Below are 17,349 nucleotides of genomic sequence, written 5' to 3' on the forward strand. Positions count from 1 at the left end.
GCACCGGGCCTCCCGGTCGTCCCACCTGCCGTCAGACGGCCGTGAGACGGAACGGGACCACGCAGTCGGCGGGCATGAGCGGCGGGTGCAGGCCGACCGTGCCGAGCACCCGACCGCTGAACACCCGTGCGCCGCTCCACCAGTCCGGTCGGACGATCCCGTGCCCGTCACCGACCACGATCGGGTCGACGCGGTACGAGACGTCCGGGTCGAGGTCGCGGAACGTGACCCGACCGGTGCCGGACACCTCGGACCGCCCGATGCTCGCCAGGAAGAAGACCGCCTGCTGCCGGTCCGGTGTGACCGTGCCGTACACGAGCCGGGAGTCGTCGACCTCGTCCATCCGCACCAGGTCGCCGCCGTGCAGCAGCCCGCGCAGCTCCTTGTACAGCGCGATCCACTCCGCCAGCGACACCGACTCCTCCGCCGTCGCCTCGGTGAGGTCCCACTCGATGCCCAGGTGCCCGACGAGCGCGGTTCCGGCCCGGAAGGCCAGGTCGTGCACGCGGCCCGTCGAGTGGTTCCTGCCGCTCGCGATGTGCGCGCCGAGGAGTTCCGGGGGCAGGAGCTGCTGCGTCCACCGGTGCATCTGCTGCCGCTCGAGGGGGTCGATGTCGTCGGACACCCAGACGCGGTCGGTGTGCTCGATCACGCCGAGGTCGACCCGTGCGCCACCCGACGCGCACGACTCGATCTCGAGCGTCGGGAAGCGATCCTTCAGGGTCGCCATCAGCCGGTACGTCGCCAGGGTCTGCTCGTGCACCGCCGCGCCGCCACCGGGGAACCCGGCCTCCACCAGGTCGCGGTTGTGGTCCCACTTGACGTACTCGATGCCGTACTCGCCGATGATCGCCGTCATCCGTTCGAGCACGTACTCGTACGCCTCGGGGATCGCCAGGTCGAGCACCTGCTGGTCGCGGGACCGCATCGGCAGTCGGCCGCCCGCCTGCATGATCCACTCCGGGTGAGCGCGGGCGAGGTCGCTGTCCTCGTTCACCATCTCGGGTTCGAACCACAGGCCGAACTCCATGCCGAGGGCCCGGACGCGGTCCACGATCGGCCCGAGCCCGTCGGGCCAGACGTCCTCGTCGACGTACCAGTCGCCGAGCCCGAGGTGGTCGTTCCGGCGCCCGCGGAACCACCCGTCGTCGAGCACGTACCGCTCGACGCCGAGGGCCGCGGCACGCTCCGCCAGGTCGGTCAGCCGAGCGAGGTCGTGGTCGAAGTACACGGCCTCCCAGACGTTGATCGTCATCGGCCGCGGGGTCGTCGGGTGCTGTGGGCGGCTGCGGAGCCACCGGTGGAAGCGTCGGGCCTGGTCGTCGAGCCCGTCACCGTGGGCGAACCACACCCACGGCCCCTCGTACGTCTCGCCCGTGCCGAGCCGGACCTCGCCCGGCAGCAGCAGTTCGCCGCCGCCGATCACCTGGCGCCCGGTCGACAGGCGTTCGGCGTGGTGCCGGTGGTTCCCGCTCCACCCGGTGTGCACACCCCAGACCTGACCGCCGGCGAAGCCGAAGCCGGGCTCCCCCACCGTCAGGACGGTCGCGGCGTCGGCACCGGTCCGGCCCTTCCGGCTCTCGCGCTGGTGGGTGCCGACGACGAGCTCGCGGCGCTGCGGGGTGCGTTCCTTGCCCCATCGACCGGCGAAGTCCAGGACCTCGCGCGCACCGGACGGGATCGGCATCGCCACCGTCAGGTCGTCCACCGTGTAGACGCCGTCGGCGGTGTTCGTGACCGCAGCCCGGGCACGGACGAGTCCGGAGACGAGCACCTCGATCGTCAGCCGGACGGCGAGCCCCGCGGTGTCGTCGGCAGCCTCGGCGGTGACGGTCGAGTCGGTCACGTCGAGCGACCGCACGGTGAACGCCGGCGACCAGTCGTGGCCGTCGCGGTGTCCGGCCAGGCCGGGTCGTCCGCTCCACCCGCGGTTCGGCTCGGGCAGCACGGCGACACGGACGGGGTCGTCCATCTCGTTCTGGGCCACGGGGGCGACGTCCGCGTCGGCGAGTGCGACGAGCGCGTCGTCGTCGAGTGGCCCGAGGGCTGCTCCCCAGTGCACCACCACGGGCAGCGCGTGGTCACGGCAGTCGAGGACGAGGGAGACGCCCCCGGCGGTCAGGTGGACGAGGTCGTGCGAGGTCACGGCCCCAGTGTTCCTCAGAACCAGCGCTTGACCTTGAACACGACCCACAGGATCGCGGCGAACAGGATCATCCCGACGATCGACAGCGGGTAGCCCCAGGTCCACGTCAGCTCGGGCATGTGCGTGAAGTTCATGCCGTAGATGGCGGCGATGAGCGTCGGGGCGAACAGGATCGCCGCCCAGCCGGAGATCCGCTTCGTGTCGTCGTTCTGCTTCTGCGCCGCCAGGGTGGAGTCGACGGTCAGCGCGTTCTGCAGCAGCTGCCGGAACGTGTCCAGCCGCTCCACCGTGCGGATGGCGTGGTCGAGGACGTCACGGAACCGGCGCTGCATCTCGATCGGCAGGTGGTACTTCTCGGCGCCGCGGTGCAGGTTCTCGATGATGTGGATCAGCGGGCGGGCCGCGCGCTGGAAGTCGACGACCTCGCCGAACAGTTCGTAGATGCGCCGCGAGACCCCGGCCTCGCCCGCGAACAGCTGGTCCTCGATCTGGTTGATGTCCTCTTCCAGCCCGTCGATCACCGGCACGTAGCCGTCGACGATCGTGTCCATGAGCGCCCAGAGCTGCGCCTGCGGTCCGACCGTCACCAGGCCGGGCTTGCCGCTCATCCGCTGCAGCGCTCGCGGGACGGTCGGCTTGCCGCGCGGGTCGGCCTTCACCACGACGAGGAAGAAGTCCTCGCCGACGAAGGCGTGCACCTCGCCGAACGCCACCTCTTCCTGCCCGTCGTTGTAGAGCGCGGGCTTGAGGACAACGAAGAGCGTCGAGCCGTACCGCTCGAGCTTCGGCCGCTGGTGCCCCTCGGCGGAGTCCTCGACCGCGAGCTCGTGCAGGCCCAGGGCGACCGCGACGTCGCCGAGCTCCTGCGCGTCCGGTTGGTACAGCACGATGCACGCGCTCGCACCCTGCTCGTCGAGCATCCGGAAGGTGTCGTCCAGCGACGGACTCGCCATCGGGGCGATCCGATCGACGTACACGGTGTTCATCTCGACGCTCACGCGACCACCGTACGCAGGTGACCGGCTTTCGGACGGGAGGCCCGTGGCGGGCCCGCCACGGGCCTCCCGTCCGCCGTCCCCCACAGGCTGAACGCACGCTGCGCGCCCGACAGGACCGCCCGCCTACGGTGCAGGTCATCAGCATGCTGACGAAGGGAACGGTCATGAAGAGGATCTGGAAGCGCATCGCGGTCGCCGTGAGTGCCGTCGTCGCGGTGGTCGGGGCGTTCGTCGGGTCCGGCGCGGCCGGCGGGACGCCGATCCAGGACGCTGCCGGCGGCGCGCTGTCCGCGTCGTCGACCGCCATCGCACCGGACGGCCCGGCGTTCTCGATCTGGAGCGTCGTCTACGTCGGCCTCATCGCCTACGCCGTCCGCCAGCTCTTCCGCACGTCGGACGACGACCGGCACGCGAAGCTGGCCGTGCCGGCGATCCTGTCGCTGCTGCTCAACGCGGCGTGGATCCTGTCAGTGCAGTTCGGGTTCCTGTGGGCGAGCGAACCGATCATCGTGGCCCTGCTCGCGGTGCTGGTCTGGACGTTCACGATCCTGCGGCGGACGAAGCCCTCCGGCGTCGTCGAGGCGATCGTCACCGACGGCACGTTCGGCCTCTACCTCGGGTGGGTGTGCGTCGCGACGGCGGCGAACACGGCCGCGGTGCTGACCGCAGCGGGCTTCCGGGGCTTCGACCTCGGGCAGGACGTCTGGGGTGTGCTCGTCGCAGCGGTGGCCGGGCTCGTCGGGCTGCTGCTGGCCGTGTGGGATCGGGGTCGCCTGGCGCCGATGCTCTCCCTGGCCTGGGGGCTGGCGTGGGTGGCGGTCGCCCGACTCGACGGTCCGCTGGTGTCGACGCCGACCGCCGTCGCTGCGGTCGTCGCAGCCGCCGCGGTCGTGGTGGTGACGGTCGCCGTGCGGGCGCGTGTCGGCTGGTCCGGCGCGCGTGGGCTGGCCCGAGTCTCGGCCTGAGCGACACTTCTCGGGCGCTCGGCTGCGAGAACTGTCGCCCAGCCCGAGTCTCGGGACTCGGGCTCTACCGCGGGGACGCCACGAGCCCGTGCGCAGCCGCCACGGCCTCGTTCGTGACCTCGCCGGCGTGCACGTTCAGCCCGAGGGCGAGCGACGGGTCGGCGGCCAGCGCTGCCTCCCACCCGTGGTCGGCGATCGCGACGGCGTACGGCAGCGTCGCGTTCGTCAGCGAGATCGTGCTCGTGCGCGGAACAGCACCGGGCATGTTCGCCACGCAGTAGTACACGGTGTCGTGCACCGCGAACGTCGGGTCGTCGTGGGTGGTCGGGTGCGAGCCCTCGAAGCAGCCGCCCTGGTCGATCGCGATGTCGACGAGCACCGATCCCGGCCGCATGTCCGCGACCATGGCATCGGTGACGAGCTTCGGTGCGGATGCCCCCGGGATGAGCACGGAACCGATCACCAGGTCGGCTTCTCTGAGTTCTGCAGCGATGGCGTGCGCCGACGACCGCAGGGTGGTGATGCGTCCGTCGAACCGGGCGTCGAGCGCGCGCAACCGCGGCAGGCTGATGTCGAAGACCGTCACGTCGGCCCCCATGCCGAGCGCCATCGTCGCGGCGTGCTCGCCTGCGACGCCACCGCCGATCACGACGACGCGGCCCTTCGGCGTGCCGGGCACCCCACCGAGCAGCAGTCCGCGTCCGCCGTTCGTGCGCATCAGGTTGTCGGCGCCGACCTGGGCCGACAGCCGCCCGGCGACCTCGGACATCGGCGACAACAGGGGCAGCGAGCGGTCCGGCAGCTGCACGGTCTCGTAGGCGATCGCGGTGGCCCCGGAGTCGATGAGTGCATCGGTCAGGGGACGGTCGGCCGCCAGGTGCAGGTACGTGAAGAGCACCTGGCCGGGGCGGATGAGCGGGTACTCGGACGCCACCGGCTCCTTGACCTTCAGGATCAGCTCGGCGCGCGCCCAGACCTCGGCGGCGGTGTCGACGATCTCGGCGCCGGCGGTGCGGTACTCGTCGTCGGGGAAGGCCGAACCCGTGCCCGCACCGGCCTGGACCAGGACCTGGTGGCCGTGCAGCGCCAGCTCGGCCACACCCGCCGGGGTGGCCGCCACGCGGTACTCGTTGTTCTTGATCTCGGTGGGGACGCCGATGCGCATCGCAGACTCCTTCGTGGGTGGTGCTCTCGTCCACACCATTCAGCGCCGGATTCGTTGCGGTGATGTTACGGCCGAACATCCGGATGAGCCAGCGCGAATCCGTGCGATGAGATTCGGTTGTCGACCGCTCAGAAGACCTTGCCCGGGTTCAGGATGCCCGCCGGGTCGAACACCCGGCGGATCCCCCGCTGCAGCTCGAGGACGTCATCGCCGAGCTCGTCGCCGATCCACCGACGCTTCAACACCCCCACGCCGTGCTCGCCGGTCAGGGTCCCGCCCAGCTCGATCGCCGCCCGGAACATCGCATCGGCGGCGTCCCAGACGTGAGCAGGCACCTCGTCGCCGTCGAACACGAAGTTCGGGTGCAGGTTGCCGTCACCGGCGTGCGCCACGGTCGGGATCGAGACCCCGTGTTCGCGGCCGATCTCCTCCACGCGGGCGAACATCTCGGCGAGTCGACTCCGCGGCACGGCGACGTCCTCGATGAGCACCCGGCCGCGCGACTCCATCGCGGCGTGGAAGGACCGACGGATCGTCAGCAGGCGCTCGCGTTCCGCCGCCGACCCGGCAAGCTGCACGGTTCCGCCCTCTGCCTGGAGGCGCGGCACGGCTCCCAGCGCGGCCTCGGTCGCGCCCGGGCCGTCGAACTCCACGAGCAGGAAGACCCCGCCCGCAGCGGTGCTCCCCACCGTCTCGACGATCACCTCGGGTCCCAGGTACGCCGCGATCCCCTCGAGGGCCAGGGCATCCAGCAGCTCGACCGTCGACGGCCGATCCGCTCCCGCCACCACGGCCGCTGCCGCGGCCGCCGCCTGCTGCACGGTCGGGTAGACGGCCCCGAGGGTCGCGGGCTCCCCCGCCGGGATCGGGACGAGTCGGACAGTCGCGCCGACGATGACGCCGAGCGTGCCCTCGGACCCGACGAGCAACGCCGTCAGGTCGAGACCGGTCACCCCCTTGACGGTGCGGTGGCCGGTCGACACGAGCCGGCCGTCCGCGAGCACGACGTCGAGTCCGAGAACGGCCTCACGGGTGACGCCGTACTTCACGCACCGAAGGCCACCGGCGTTCGTGGCGATGTTGCCGCCGATGCTCGCGATCGCCGCACTCGCCGGGTCCGGTGCGAAGCGCAGCCCGTGCTCGGCGGCGACGGCGTTCAGTGCGCCGTTGAGCACCCCGGGTTCGACGACGGCGAGTTCGTCCTCGACGGACACCTCGACGATGCGGTCCATCCGCGCCACGCTGAGCACGACCGTGCCCGCGGTGCCGTTCGCGCCCCCCGCCAGTCCGGTGCCGGCGCCGCGCGGGACGACGGGGACGCCCAGGGCCGAGCAGGTCCGGAGTGTCGCCTGCACGTGCTCGACGGTGCGGGCCTCGACGACGGCGACCGGACCGCCGGGAGCGATCCAGCCGGACTTGTCGGTCCGCGCGGCGTCGAGCTCGCCCGGTTCGGTCCGGACGACGGTGCCGTCGGGGTCCTGCAGGGCGGAGCGGAGCGCGGCGACGACGGTGTCCATGTCGTCACGCTACCGCCGCCGGGTGGACTCCCCCGGCTCGGTGCTCCACGGCGGTCAGCGCGTGCGGAGTGACTCGCTCGGCAGCTCACCGAAGCGGGCACGGTACGTCGCCGAGAACCGCCCGAGGTGCCCGAAGCCCCACGACCGGGCGACGTCGGCGACCGAGGTCTCGTCGCGCGTACCCCCGAGCAGGTCCGCCCGCGCACCGTCGAGCCGCACGCCGCGCAGCAGGTCGCCGGGGGTCTGGTCGAGGTGCCGTCGCAGCGACTGCTGGAGCCCGCGCGGGCTGAGGCCCGCGGCCGCGGCGATCTCGGGTGTGCCGATGGGCTCGCGGGCGTGCTCGTGCACGAAGTCGAGCGCCCGGCGGACCCGGCCGTGCTCCGGACCGCCGCCGGCCACGGTCGACCGCCAGCGGTCGCGCTGCGGGAACGCACGGATCGCGGCGGTCGCGAACGCCTCGGCGATGTCGCGCTGCGCGATCGGGTCGAGGTCGTGGTCGACGTCGAGCCACGTCGACGAGTACGTCCGGACCACGTCCTGCCACACGGCTGTGCCCGCAGCCGTCGGACGCTGCATCGACTCGAACGCGAAGTCGTCCTCGCCGACGAGCGACCGCACGAAGTCGCGGTCCAGATGGACGAGGTTCAGCGCGATGTCGCGGTGGTGCAGGGAGTACGGCTCGGCGAACGGCAGCACGACCGGAACGCCCGCTTCGAGCGTCCAGGTCTCGCCGCCGCAGGTGATCTGGCTGGAGCCGCTCCGCATCCACGCCACCAGGAACTCGTCGTCGACCTGGCTCTCGCTGCGCAGGTCGACCATGAAGCGCGACGATCGCAGCGACATCAGGTCGTCACCGACCCCGGCGAAGTCCCAGTGCGCGGTGGGGCGGGTGCGCCGGACCGCCGGCGCACGGAAGTCGTAGTCGCGCCCGAAGAACGCGAGCGCCTGGTCGACGTCGGTGCCGACCACGCGACGGGAGTACCGACCGCCCGGCCGGTCCATGGAGAGCGTCATGTCCGAGAACCTACGACGGACCACCGACAACTCGCGACACATCGCGATTCAGGGCTGCAGGATCGCCTGCCCGACGCTCTCGTCCAGGATCAGGTCGGTGATGAGACCGGAGGCCAGCGCACCCCGCAGGGACGCTGCCTTCGATCGGCCCGCGACGACGCAGACCCGACGCGGAGCCCGCTTGATGATGTCGAGGTCCGGCCCGCCGGCGCGCGCGTTCACGCCGATGTCCCGCCACGACCCGTCAGCCCGGTAGAACACCGTCGAGACGTCGCCGACGACCTGGGCCTTCGTGAGCTCGTCGCGGTCAGCGGGGTCGAGGTAGCCGCCGGAGTACACGTGCGACGGCACCGGGGCCTGCGGGGCGCCCACGCCGAACACCACCAGGTCCATCCGCTCGTGCAGGTCGAGCACGCGCCGGATCGAGCGCTCCCGGAACAGCGCCTCCTTCGTGGCCGGGTCGTCGAAGAACGCGGGCACCGGGAACTGCTGCACGAACGCGCCGTAGGCCTCGCCGAACCGCCGCAGGATCTCCGAGGCGTAGACGATGCCCGTGGTCCGGGTGTTCGCGGCGCCGTTGATCTGCACGACGGTCGACCCGTGCGTGGTCTTCGGCACCAGGTACCGGCTGACCGCGCTCACCGTCGAGCCCCACGAGATCCCGATCACCATGTTCGACTCGACGTACTGCGTCAGGATCCGGGCGGCGGACAGGGCGACCCGTTCCAGGCGGTCGACGTCGCTCGTGTGGTCCGGCACCGGCACGACGTGCGCGTGCACCCCGAACCGCGAGCGGATGCTGCGGCTCAGCGCGGCGGCCTGGTCCAGGGGCGAGCGGATCTGGATGTCGACGAGACCGGTGTCCCTGGCGTACTTCAGCAGCCGCGACACCGAGGAGCGCGAGGTCGCGAGTTCGTCCGCGATCGCGTCCATCGTCAGGTCCTGCAGGTAGTACAGGTGGGCAGCGCGCAGCGCCTGCTGCGTGCGCATGGGCTGAGCCGCATCGCTCATGGTGCTCCGATCTGTCGAACGCAACCATGCACGGACGTGCACGGCCTCTGCAACCCCTGTCGCGCCTCCCGGCCCCCGGATCGGAGCGCACGACACGTGTGCTGCACGTTCGTGCACGCGAGTTGCCCGACCTCCCAAACCGGCGCACGATCGATCCTGACCACGAGAACCGACGAAGGAAGCGACGAACCATGTCGAAGAAGACACAGCCCCGGAACACGGTGACCGCCCTCACCGAGCGCCCGAACGCGCAGGTCCTCGTCGTCGGCGGCGGCATCAACGGCATCGCCACGTTCCGCGACCTCGCACTGCAGGGCGTCGACGTCGCCCTGGTCGAGCGCGGCGACTACGCCTCGGGTGCGTCCGCTGCGTCGAGCCACATGATCCACGGCGGCATCCGCTACCTCGAGAACGGCGAGTTCCGCCTGGTGCGCGAGAGCGTGCAGGAGCGCAACGGCCTCATCCGCATCGCCCCGCACTACGTCAAGCCGCTGCAGACGACGATGCCGATCTTCTCGACGTTCTCCGGCATCATGAACGCTCCGCTGCGCATGCTGACGCACAAGCAGCGCTCCACCAAGGAGCGCGGCGCCATGCTCATCAAGATCGGCATGACGATCTACGACTCCTTCTCGCGCGACGGCGGCTCCGTCCCGAAGCACGTCTTCCGCACCAAGAAGGCCGCGCTCGAGGACATGCCCGCCCTCAACAAGGACCTGAAGTACACGGGCACCTACTACGACGCGAGCGTGCACGAGCCCGAGCGCCTGGCCCTCGACGTCCTCAAGGACGGCATCGCCGCGGGCACCGGGACCGGCTCCGCCGCGACCGCCCGCGCGACGAACTACGTCGAGGCAGCCGGCACCCGCGACGGCGGCGTGCTGCTGCGCGACCGCGAGACCGGCGAGGAGTTCGCGTTCACCGCCGAGGTCGTCATCAACGCGTCCGGCCCCTGGACCGACCTGACGAACGAGGCGTTCGGCGGCGAGACGAAGTTCATGGGCGGCACGAAGGGCTCGCACATCGTCGTCCAGAACGACGAGCTGCTCGAGGCCACGAAGGGCCGTGAGCTGTTCTTCGAGAACGACGACGGACGCATCGTGCTCATCTACCCGCTCAAGGGCCGGGTCCTCATCGGCACGACCGACATCGACGCCGACCCCTCGAAGCCGGTCACGACGACCGACGAGGAGATCGACTACTTCTTCGGGCTCGTCAAGCACGTGTTCCCGCAGATCGACGTCACCCGCGACCACATCGTCTACAGCTACTCCGGCATCCGCCCGCTCCCCCGCCACGAGGACACCGCCCCCGGCTTCGTGTCGCGTGACTACCGGATCGTGGACACCCAGATCGCCGGGCTGCCGGACTCGACCGTGCTGTCGCTCGTCGGTGGCAAGTGGACGACGTTCCGTGCCCTCGCCGCACACCTGTCGACCGAGGCCACCACGAAGCTCGGCATGACCCGCAAGGTCGACACCACCGGCATGCCGATCGGCGGTGGCAAGGAGTTCCCGACCACCGACGCGCAGCGCGCCCTGTGGATCACGTCACACCGTGACGGCCTGGACGAGTCCCTGGTCGAGGGCCTGCTCGAGCGCTACGGCACCCGTGCGGCCGAGGTCGTGGACGTCCTGACCGACGGCCCTGTCGAGGCCCTCGAGTCCGACCCGTCGCTCACCCGCGCCGAGGTCGCGTACTTCGCCGAGCACGAGCAGGCCGTCCACCTGGTCGACGTGGTGCTGCGCCGCACGAACCTCGCGTTCGTCGGCGGTGTCACGATCGACCTGCTCGACGAGCTGGCCGACGTCCTCGCGGGAGCGCTCGACTGGACGCCCGAGGAGCGCGCGGACGAGGTCCAGCGCACGCTCGACGTGCTGCGCGAGGCGCACCGCGTGATCGTGCCGCTGACGTCCGCAACAGCACAGGCGCCGGCGTCGCAGCTTGCGTAGTCGACGCGACCACGAGACGGACGGGAGGCCCGGTACCAGCTGGTACCGTCCCTCCCGTCTCGGCCGTCACCCCGCTGGCGCGGTGCGCCGGTACCGGCGGGTGGGGCCCACCTCCCGTCCGTCACGCGGTTGCGTTCTCGTGCGTCAGTAGCGCTCGCCGGTCGGGTCCAGTGCGGTCCGGTCGATGAGCTGCTCGCCGCCGACGGGCTCGCCCTCCCAGTCGACCAGGTGCCAGCCGTCGGCGAAGGACCCCTCGAGCTCGACGATGCCGGTGTTCTCGAGGTGGCGCTTCGTGCCGAAGTGGTCCGGGGTGTTGTCGGCGGCCGCGCTCGCCCAGGTACGGATCGCCGCACCGTGACTCACCGCCGCCGCCACGCCGACGCCGGTGGCCTCGATCTGCCGCACGGCGTCGTCGTACCGCTCGAAGAACTCGAGCCCGCTCTCCGCGCCCGGCATCCGCGTGCTGCGGTCCCCGCCGGACCAGCCGTGCACGGTGGAGATGTACAGCTGCACGGAAACCGTGTCGCTCTTGCCCTGGGTGTCGCCGGCCTCGATCTCACGGAGCCCCGGGAGCACGACGGGCTCGAGCCCGAGCGACGCCGCCAGGGGTGCCGCGGTGATCTGCGTCCGCACCATGGTCGAGGCGAAGAGCCGCTCGATCCCCCGGTCGGCCAGGGCTGCCGGCAGGGCGTCTGCCTGCTGCTGGCCGAGCTCGGTCAGTCCGGGTCCGGGCACCACGGCGTCGAGGACACCGTTCACGTTCGCGGGGGTCTGGCCGTGGCGGATGAGCAGCAGTCGCATGGATCCACCCTACGGAAGGCCGCCGACGTCAGCCCTGGCGGGTGTTCCAGCGGGGGTTCTGCTTGTTGATGACGTAGACCCGGCCGCGGCGCCGGACGACCTGCGAGCCGGGGATCTTCTTCAGTGCCTTGAGCGAGTTGCGGACCTTCATGGTTCTCCTCAGTCGGCGCTCTCTTGTTGAGAACGGTTTTCAGGTAGGGTACCCGACATGCGTGCTGCTGCCATCACCCTCGTCACCGCCCTCCACGAGGTCGACGCCGACCGCGTCGCCGCCCGGATCACCACCGGGCACCGGATGCACGTCGACGGGAGCGCGTTCGCAGCGGCCCGCGCGGTCGCCGAACGGGCCGACCACCTCGACCGCGTGTGCGGCCCCGACGCCGACCACGGCCTCGTCGTCACCCTGCGATCCGGCGCCGACGCCCGCGCCGTGGGCATGATGCTCGCGAACGCCGCCCGGAGCGAGACCGGCGACGACCGGGTGCTCCGACACGTCGTCGGGGTGCTGCGCGCCGACGACGTCGCCCACCTGCTGTGGTCCGACGTCGACGACGCGTTCGTGGCCGCCGACCGGGTCGCATCACTCGTCGAGTACGCGACCGTCATCGCGCTCGACCGTCTCGCGCCGCTGTCCCTGCGCCGCCGTCGCGCACTGGTCGCACTGCTGCACCGGCTCGCGCCGCAGGCCGTGATCGTGGCGCTGCCCGCACTCCGGACCGCGCGCGACCTGCCCGCGTCGAACGGCGGGGCCGCTCGGGTCCTGGCCTCGGGCGCCGGGTGGATGCGCGCCCTGTCGAGCGGTGCCGACACCGGCCGGGACGCCCGCGACGACCTGGTCGCGATGCGCTACCGGGAGCCGCTGCCGTTCCACCCCGGGCGACTGGCCACCGTGATCGAGCGGGACCTGGCCGCCGGCAGCTCGGGCCGGGTGCTGCGCTCGAAGGGGTTCTTCCGGCTCGCCTCACGCCCGGACCACGTCGGCTCGTGGTCGAGCTTCGGGGCGATGCTCGCGCTCGACCCCACCGCGAACCCGTCGTGGGACGCCGACGCCCCGATCGGGCAGGCGCTGTGGTTCGTCGGCGAGCGGCTCGACGTGCGGGCGATCGAACGAGCCCTCGACGGCGCGCTGCTCACGCCGCCGGAGCTGCTGGCCGGGCCGGATCTGTGGCGCGGGTGGGCGGACCCGTTCCCCGTGTGGCCGGCGGTGGACCCGGCGTCCGAGCACCGGCACGAGTGAGGGCGGGAGCACGACTGGGGCGCGTGCGTGCGTGCGCATCTTCCGACAGAACACGAGTCGATCGACGCGTGGATCGTCGCACCATGCGCACGCATCCGGTGCGTGCGCATCTTCCGACAGAACACGAGTCGATCGACGCGTGGATCGTCGCACCATGCGCACGCACAGACGGGAGGCGCGGTGCAGGTCGGACCTGCACCGCGCCTCCCGCCCGTGGTCGCGTCGCGAGCGCCCCCAGCGTCAGCGGGCCGGCACGGCTTCGGCCTCAGCATCGGCGGCGTCGCGCGCGGCCCGGGCTGCGGCGTCCTGCGCGGCGAACGGCAGGTCCCCCAGATCCAGGTGCGGGTTCGTGTCCTGCGTGAGCACGAGCTCCTTCGCCTCGGCCTCGGTCTCGACCGCCGGCATCGAGCCCGGCAGCGGACGGCGCGAGGACTCCTTCATGCAGAAGACACCGATCGCACCGACGACGCTCATCGCCATCAGGAAGTACGCGGGAGCGAGCTCGTCCCCGGTCACAGTCAGCAACGCCTGCACGATCAGGGGCGTGGTCCCACCGAAGACCGCGATGGCGATGTTGTAGGCGAAGCCCATGCCGCCGTACCGCGTCGAGGTCGGGAACAGCGCCGGCAGCGACGCAGCCTGGTTCGACACCCACAGCGCGGTCATCAGTGCGAGCAGCCCGAGCCCGGCCAGCGTGGACCACTGCGCACCGTGCCCGATCAGCATGAACGCCGGCACGACGAGCACCACGGTCGTCGCGGCACCGATCCACATCACGACGCGTCGACCGAGCTTGTCGGACAGCTTGCCGGTGAGCGGGAGCATGACCGCCAGCAGCAGGAGCACCGGGATCGTCAGCAGTGTGCCGTCGAGCGGGGAGTACCCGAGCGAGTCGGTCAGGTAGGTCGGCATGTACGAGGTCAGGGCGTACCCGACGGTGTTCGACGCCGCGACGAGCATGATCGCGATGACGATCGGCCGCCAGTGGTCTCGGACCATCACGAGCACGTTCGCGGGACGCTCCCCGTCGAAGGACGCGCGGGTCTCGGACGCGGCCTCCTGCGCGGCCTGGGTCGCCTGGAACACCGGCGACTCCTCGATGCGCAGACGGAACCAGATCGCGACGACGCCGATCAGACCGGCCGCCAGGAACGGGAAGCGCCAGCCGTAGGCGACCATCGCGTCCTCGCCGAGGGTGATCTGCAGCACCGAGACCACGGTCGCACCGAGCGCGAAGCCCAGGTAGCTGCCGAAGTCCAGGATGCTCGCGAAGAACCCGCGGCGACGGTCCGGGGCGTACTCGGTCACGAAGGTCGTCGCGCCGGCGTACTCACCACCGGTGGAGAACCCCTGCGCCAGCTTCAGCACGACCAGCACGATCGGTGCGAACACCCCGATCGTCGCGTAGGCGGGCAGCGCACCGATGAGGAACGTCGACGCCGCCATCATGATGAGCGTCGTCGCGAGCACCTTCTGGCGCCCGATGCGGTCGCCGAGACGGCCGAAGACGATGCCACCGAGCGGACGGGCGATGTACGTCGCAGCGAAGACACCGAGGCTGAACAGGATCTGCACGGCGGGCTCGGCGGTCGGCAGGAAGACCTTCCCCATCGTGACCGCCAGGTAGCCGTAGACACCGACGTCGTACCACTCCATCGTGTTGCCGACGACCATGCCGCTCACCGCGCGGCGCATCATGCTCTTGTCGACCACGGTGACGTCGCTCTCGCGCAGGCGTCGGTGCGGCCGGGTCGGGGTACGGCTGGGATCGGAGCCCATGTCTCTCCTCGAGGATCGTGACGAGCCGGCAGGGACCGGCTCGGGCCGGTGCAGACCGGCTCAGGAACAGCGAGCGACGTTACCGAGCAACCGAAATGTCATTGGCCGGTGATTCTCAGGCAATGGCGTGTCACCCGAATGGGGGTGGAGCCCGATCCGCATGCGTCTGCGGATCCGCAAGGCTGAGTAACGAGGACATAACATCGGCGCATGGCGATCGAACCCGAGACGAAGAGCTGGACCTGGGTCATCGAGGGCACCTGCCCCGAGTGCGGCTACGACGGCACCACGGTGTCGATCCGCGACGTGCCGGGGATCATCGACGCGAACACGACCGCGTGGCCGACCGAACTCGGCCGGGATGACGTGCGTGAGCGTCCCGACGACCACACCTGGTCGGCACTCGAGTACGGCGCCCACGTGCGCGACGTGCACCGGAAGATGACCGAGCGGCTCGCCCTGATGCTCGCCGAGGACGCCCCGACGTTCCCGAACTGGGACCAGGACGCCACCGCGGTCCAGGACCGGTACGGCGAGCAAGACCCGGCCGTCGTCGTCCGGGAGCTCGGCGAGGCCGCACACCGGGCAGCGCGGGCGTTCGACGAGGTCCGTGACGACCAGCTCGAGCGCACCGGGCTGCGGTCGGACGGCAGCGCCTTCACCGTCGCGACGCTTGCCACCTACTACGCGCACGACCCCGTCCACCACCTCTGGGACGTGCGGCGCACGCACTAGACGCGGCGACGGGCGGACGGGAGGCGCGGGGCGGCGCCGCCCCGCGCCTCCCGTCCGCCTCGTGGTCGCGGCAGACCGCTCAGGCGAGCGCGTCGAGCAGGGCGCGGGCCGTCGCGGCGTCCGACACCAGCTCGTTGACGAGTCCCCCGCGCACCGCGCCGACGATGCTGCCGACCTTGGCACTGCCGACGGCGACGCCGACGGCGTGCGGCACACCGGACAGGACCTCGCGCGAGGTCCGGACCATCCGGTCGCTGCCGGGGAACTCGATGGGCGAGCCGTCCGCGGCGTAGAAGTTGAGGCAGACGTCACCAGCGGCGTGGTCGAACGCGGCGTCCTCGACGGGGACGCCCCGTGCCAGCGCATCGCGTGTCGGGGTCGGGGCCCCGATGCCGAGGATCGCACCCTTCGCCCGACCCCAGAGCCCGACGACGTGCTGGAAGGCCGGGTCCTCGTCGAGCGAGGACCGCATCGCGGGCGACGGCAGCGCCTGCGCGAACAGGAAGGCGGGGATCGCTCCGGAGTGCTCCGCGGCGGTCCGGGTGATCTCGTTCGTCTGGAACCACGGCATCGGGTCGGCCTGGCCGCCCACCGTCGGGACGAGCTGCACGCCGGGCAGGCTCGGCATCCCGGCGTGTGCGACGTCGTACACCGTGCGGCCCGACGACATCAGGACGGCGTCACCCGGGACGAGTCCCATGCCCTCGACCGCAGCGGCCAGGGGTGCGGCGAGGTCGGCGCCGAGCGTGGCGGTGTGCGTGACGGCGGCCAGGTGCACCGCTCGGATGCCGAGCACGACCTGCAGCCGTTCGGCGAGCGCGACGGTCTCGTCCTGGAACGGGTCGACGACCTCGATGCGGACGAGTCCGGCTTTGCGCGCCTCGGCCACGAGCCGCGACACCGTCGGACGCGAGACACCGAGGCGCGACGCGATCTCGACCTGGGTGGCGTCCTCGAGGTAGTACATCCGCGCCGCCTGGTACACGGTGTCGAGCGGGAACCGGGTCCGGGCACCCTCGGCGGCAGGGTTCTCGGCGGACATGCGCCGATCGTATCCCTGGCACACCTCAGCGGATCGTGAACCCGCCGTCCACCCGGAGGTCGGCGCCGTTCACCATGGCGCTCGACTCCCCCGCCAGGAACAGCACCGCGGCGGCGATCTCGTCGGGAGTGGCGAAGCGGCCGGTGGGGATCTCGTCCTGGTGCCGGATGCCGTTCTCGTTCGCCCACGCGGCACGGCCGAGGTCGGTGAGCACGACGGTCGGCGACACGGTGTTGACGGTGACGCCGCGACCGCCCCACTCGAGCGCGAGGACCCGGGTGAGTCCGATGACGCCCGCCTTCGAGGCGCAGTAGGCGGCGTGCCCGTCGATGCCCACGTGCGCGGCCTGCGAGGCGATGTTCACCACGCGCCCGTACCCGGCGGCGAGCATGTGCCGACCGGCGGCCTGGGCGACGCGGAAGGTGCCCGTCAGGTTGACGTCGATCGTCCTCGACCAGGTCTCGGCGGACAGTTCGTCCGCCGGAGCGAGCGCGGCGATCCCGGCGCAGTTGACGAGCACGTCGACACGACCGAAGTGTGCGACCACGTCGGCGACGGTGCGCGCCACGGACGTCTCGTCCGTCACGTCGCAGCCGAACCCGGCATGGAGGCCCGTGGCCGCGCCCGGCGCCTCGGCCGCGCCAGGTGCGTCGGTCGCGTCCGGTGCGTCGGTCGCGGCCGGTGCGTCGGTCGCGTCCGGCAGATCGGCCGCCGCCGTGGTGGCGCCGTCCGCACGGACGTCGACGATCGCGACCCGCGCACCCCGTGCGGCGAGCGCCCGAGCGATGGCGTTCCCGATGCCGGAGGCGCCGCCGGTCACCACCGCGGTGCGGCCGGTGAAGTCGTTCGCCAGGTCGACGGTGTCCGGGCCCGAGCGCAGGGCTGCGGCGAAGTCGGTGGTGGTGCTGGTCGTCATGTTCGCTCCTTTGCGTCGGGTCGAACGTACCAGAAATTGTGTTCTGGACAAACGTTCTGCGAGGTGTACAG

Annotated in this window: 15 protein-coding genes; 4 read left to right on the forward strand and 11 right to left on the reverse strand. The window is 71.4% G+C overall.

Translation table 11 applies throughout. From position 1 onward, the window contains the following. Positions 1 to 31: 31 nt before the first annotated feature. Both ABH929_RS07690 and ABH929_RS07695 read right to left on the reverse strand, forming a co-directional pair. Positions 32 to 2,146: an alpha-galactosidase gene (locus ABH929_RS07690; protein WP_404560737.1), complete on the reverse strand. Its 2,115-nt coding sequence runs from the start codon at positions 2,144 to 2,146 to the stop codon at positions 32 to 34. 14 nt (positions 2,147 to 2,160) lie between these two features. Continuing rightward, positions 2,161 to 3,144, reverse strand: a complete 984-nt coding sequence (locus tag ABH929_RS07695; protein WP_240347381.1) for a magnesium and cobalt transport protein CorA — start codon at positions 3,142 to 3,144, stop codon at positions 2,161 to 2,163. A 164-nt stretch (positions 3,145 to 3,308) separates the two neighbouring features. Here ABH929_RS07695 and ABH929_RS07700 point away from each other — a divergent pair, with 164 nt between their 5' ends. Beyond that, positions 3,309 to 4,109 carry a tryptophan-rich sensory protein gene (locus ABH929_RS07700; RefSeq protein WP_404560740.1) on the forward strand — a complete coding sequence of 267 codons (801 nt, stop codon included), beginning with the start codon at positions 3,309 to 3,311 and terminating at the stop codon, positions 4,107 to 4,109. Between the two features lie 64 nt (positions 4,110 to 4,173). On the opposite strand, the gene ald is transcribed toward ABH929_RS07700, so the two are convergent. The 4 genes from ald to ABH929_RS07720 all read right to left on the reverse strand — a co-directional run bounded on the left by ald (position 4,174) and on the right by ABH929_RS07720 (position 8,816). Then, on the reverse strand, positions 4,174 to 5,274 hold the full coding sequence (gene ald / locus ABH929_RS07705) for an alanine dehydrogenase (RefSeq protein WP_263091263.1): 1,101 nt from the start codon (positions 5,272 to 5,274) through the stop codon (positions 4,174 to 4,176). 128 nt (positions 5,275 to 5,402) lie between these two features. Next, positions 5,403 to 6,791, reverse strand: coding sequence for an FAD-binding oxidoreductase (locus tag ABH929_RS07710; RefSeq protein ID WP_263091262.1), 1,389 nt, complete (start codon positions 6,789 to 6,791; stop codon positions 5,403 to 5,405). A gap of 54 nt (positions 6,792 to 6,845) precedes the next feature. Next, positions 6,846 to 7,805, reverse strand: a complete 960-nt coding sequence (locus ABH929_RS07715; protein WP_404560741.1) for an AraC family transcriptional regulator — start codon at positions 7,803 to 7,805, stop codon at positions 6,846 to 6,848. A 48-nt stretch (positions 7,806 to 7,853) separates the two neighbouring features. Continuing rightward, the gene (locus ABH929_RS07720; protein WP_263091261.1) at positions 7,854 to 8,816 is read right to left on the reverse strand and encodes a sugar-binding transcriptional regulator; all 963 of its coding nucleotides are present in this window, start codon (positions 8,814 to 8,816) and stop codon (positions 7,854 to 7,856) included. A 191-nt stretch (positions 8,817 to 9,007) separates the two neighbouring features. On the opposite strand from ABH929_RS07720, the gene ABH929_RS07725 reads away from it, so the two are divergent. Next, positions 9,008 to 10,768, forward strand: a complete 1,761-nt coding sequence (locus ABH929_RS07725; RefSeq protein WP_263091260.1) for a glycerol-3-phosphate dehydrogenase/oxidase — start codon at positions 9,008 to 9,010, stop codon at positions 10,766 to 10,768. A gap of 144 nt (positions 10,769 to 10,912) precedes the next feature. Here ABH929_RS07725 and ABH929_RS07730 read toward each other — a convergent pair whose 3' ends face one another. Together ABH929_RS07730 and ykgO are read right to left on the reverse strand one after the other, a co-directional pair. Continuing rightward, a complete protein-coding gene (locus ABH929_RS07730) occupies positions 10,913 to 11,569 on the reverse strand; it encodes a histidine phosphatase family protein (RefSeq protein WP_263091259.1) in 657 nt (218 codons plus the stop codon). 28 nt (positions 11,570 to 11,597) lie between these two features. Further along, a complete protein-coding gene (gene ykgO / locus ABH929_RS07735) occupies positions 11,598 to 11,720 on the reverse strand; it encodes a type B 50S ribosomal protein L36 (RefSeq protein WP_022905672.1) in 123 nt (40 codons plus the stop codon). 57 nt (positions 11,721 to 11,777) lie between these two features. Here ykgO and ABH929_RS07740 point away from each other — a divergent pair, with 57 nt between their 5' ends. Next, the gene (locus ABH929_RS07740; RefSeq protein WP_404560742.1) at positions 11,778 to 12,806 is read left to right on the forward strand and encodes a GTP-binding protein; all 1,029 of its coding nucleotides are present in this window, start codon (positions 11,778 to 11,780) and stop codon (positions 12,804 to 12,806) included. A gap of 240 nt (positions 12,807 to 13,046) precedes the next feature. On the opposite strand, the gene ABH929_RS07745 is transcribed toward ABH929_RS07740, so the two are convergent. Further along, positions 13,047 to 14,585 (reverse strand): MFS transporter, encoded by a 1,539-nt coding sequence (locus ABH929_RS07745; RefSeq protein ID WP_404560743.1) that lies wholly within the window; start codon positions 14,583 to 14,585, stop codon positions 13,047 to 13,049. Between the two features lie 210 nt (positions 14,586 to 14,795). On the opposite strand from ABH929_RS07745, the gene ABH929_RS07750 reads away from it, so the two are divergent. Then, complete coding sequence (locus ABH929_RS07750) at positions 14,796 to 15,320, forward strand: DinB family protein (protein WP_123338749.1); 525 nt, start codon at positions 14,796 to 14,798, stop codon at positions 15,318 to 15,320. A 79-nt stretch (positions 15,321 to 15,399) separates the two neighbouring features. On the opposite strand, the gene ABH929_RS07755 is transcribed toward ABH929_RS07750, so the two are convergent. Together ABH929_RS07755 and ABH929_RS07760 are read right to left on the reverse strand one after the other, a co-directional pair. After that, the gene (locus tag ABH929_RS07755; RefSeq protein ID WP_111084401.1) at positions 15,400 to 16,362 is read right to left on the reverse strand and encodes a sugar-binding transcriptional regulator; all 963 of its coding nucleotides are present in this window, start codon (positions 16,360 to 16,362) and stop codon (positions 15,400 to 15,402) included. A gap of 25 nt (positions 16,363 to 16,387) precedes the next feature. Further along, the gene (locus ABH929_RS07760) at positions 16,388 to 17,278 is read right to left on the reverse strand and encodes a GolD/DthD family dehydrogenase (protein ID WP_404560744.1); all 891 of its coding nucleotides are present in this window, start codon (positions 17,276 to 17,278) and stop codon (positions 16,388 to 16,390) included. Between the last annotated feature and the right edge of the window lie 71 nt (positions 17,279 to 17,349).

Origin of the sequence: Curtobacterium sp. AB7, assembly GCF_044909335.1 — a bacterium.
Taxonomy (GTDB): Bacteria; Actinomycetota; Actinomycetes; order Actinomycetales; family Microbacteriaceae; genus Curtobacterium.

What these genes read in the sequence shown, in the direction of transcription:
- ABH929_RS07700 (WP_404560740.1), top strand. Translation starts at nt 3,309, where the DNA reads ATGAAGAGGATCTGGAAGCGCATCGCGGTCGCCGTGAGTGCCGTCGTC.
- ald (WP_263091263.1), bottom strand. Translation starts at nt 5,274, where the DNA reads ATGCGCATCGGCGTCCCCACCGAGATCAAGAACAACGAGTACCGCGTG.
- ABH929_RS07710 (WP_263091262.1), bottom strand. Translation starts at nt 6,791, where the DNA reads ATGGACACCGTCGTCGCCGCGCTCCGCTCCGCCCTGCAGGACCCCGAC.
- ABH929_RS07715 (WP_404560741.1), bottom strand. Translation starts at nt 7,805, where the DNA reads ATGACGCTCTCCATGGACCGGCCGGGCGGTCGGTACTCCCGTCGCGTG.
- ABH929_RS07720 (WP_263091261.1), bottom strand. Translation starts at nt 8,816, where the DNA reads ATGAGCGATGCGGCTCAGCCCATGCGCACGCAGCAGGCGCTGCGCGCT.
- ABH929_RS07725 (WP_263091260.1), top strand. Translation starts at nt 9,008, where the DNA reads ATGTCGAAGAAGACACAGCCCCGGAACACGGTGACCGCCCTCACCGAG.
- ABH929_RS07730 (WP_263091259.1), bottom strand. Translation starts at nt 11,569, where the DNA reads ATGCGACTGCTGCTCATCCGCCACGGCCAGACCCCCGCGAACGTGAAC.
- ykgO (WP_022905672.1), bottom strand. Translation starts at nt 11,720, where the DNA reads ATGAAGGTCCGCAACTCGCTCAAGGCACTGAAGAAGATCCCCGGCTCG.
- ABH929_RS07740 (WP_404560742.1), top strand. Translation starts at nt 11,778, where the DNA reads ATGCGTGCTGCTGCCATCACCCTCGTCACCGCCCTCCACGAGGTCGAC.
- ABH929_RS07745 (WP_404560743.1), bottom strand. Translation starts at nt 14,585, where the DNA reads ATGGGCTCCGATCCCAGCCGTACCCCGACCCGGCCGCACCGACGCCTG.
- ABH929_RS07750 (WP_123338749.1), top strand. Translation starts at nt 14,796, where the DNA reads ATGGCGATCGAACCCGAGACGAAGAGCTGGACCTGGGTCATCGAGGGC.
- ABH929_RS07755 (WP_111084401.1), bottom strand. Translation starts at nt 16,362, where the DNA reads ATGTCCGCCGAGAACCCTGCCGCCGAGGGTGCCCGGACCCGGTTCCCG.
- ABH929_RS07760 (WP_404560744.1), bottom strand. Translation starts at nt 17,278, where the DNA reads ATGACGACCAGCACCACCACCGACTTCGCCGCAGCCCTGCGCTCGGGC.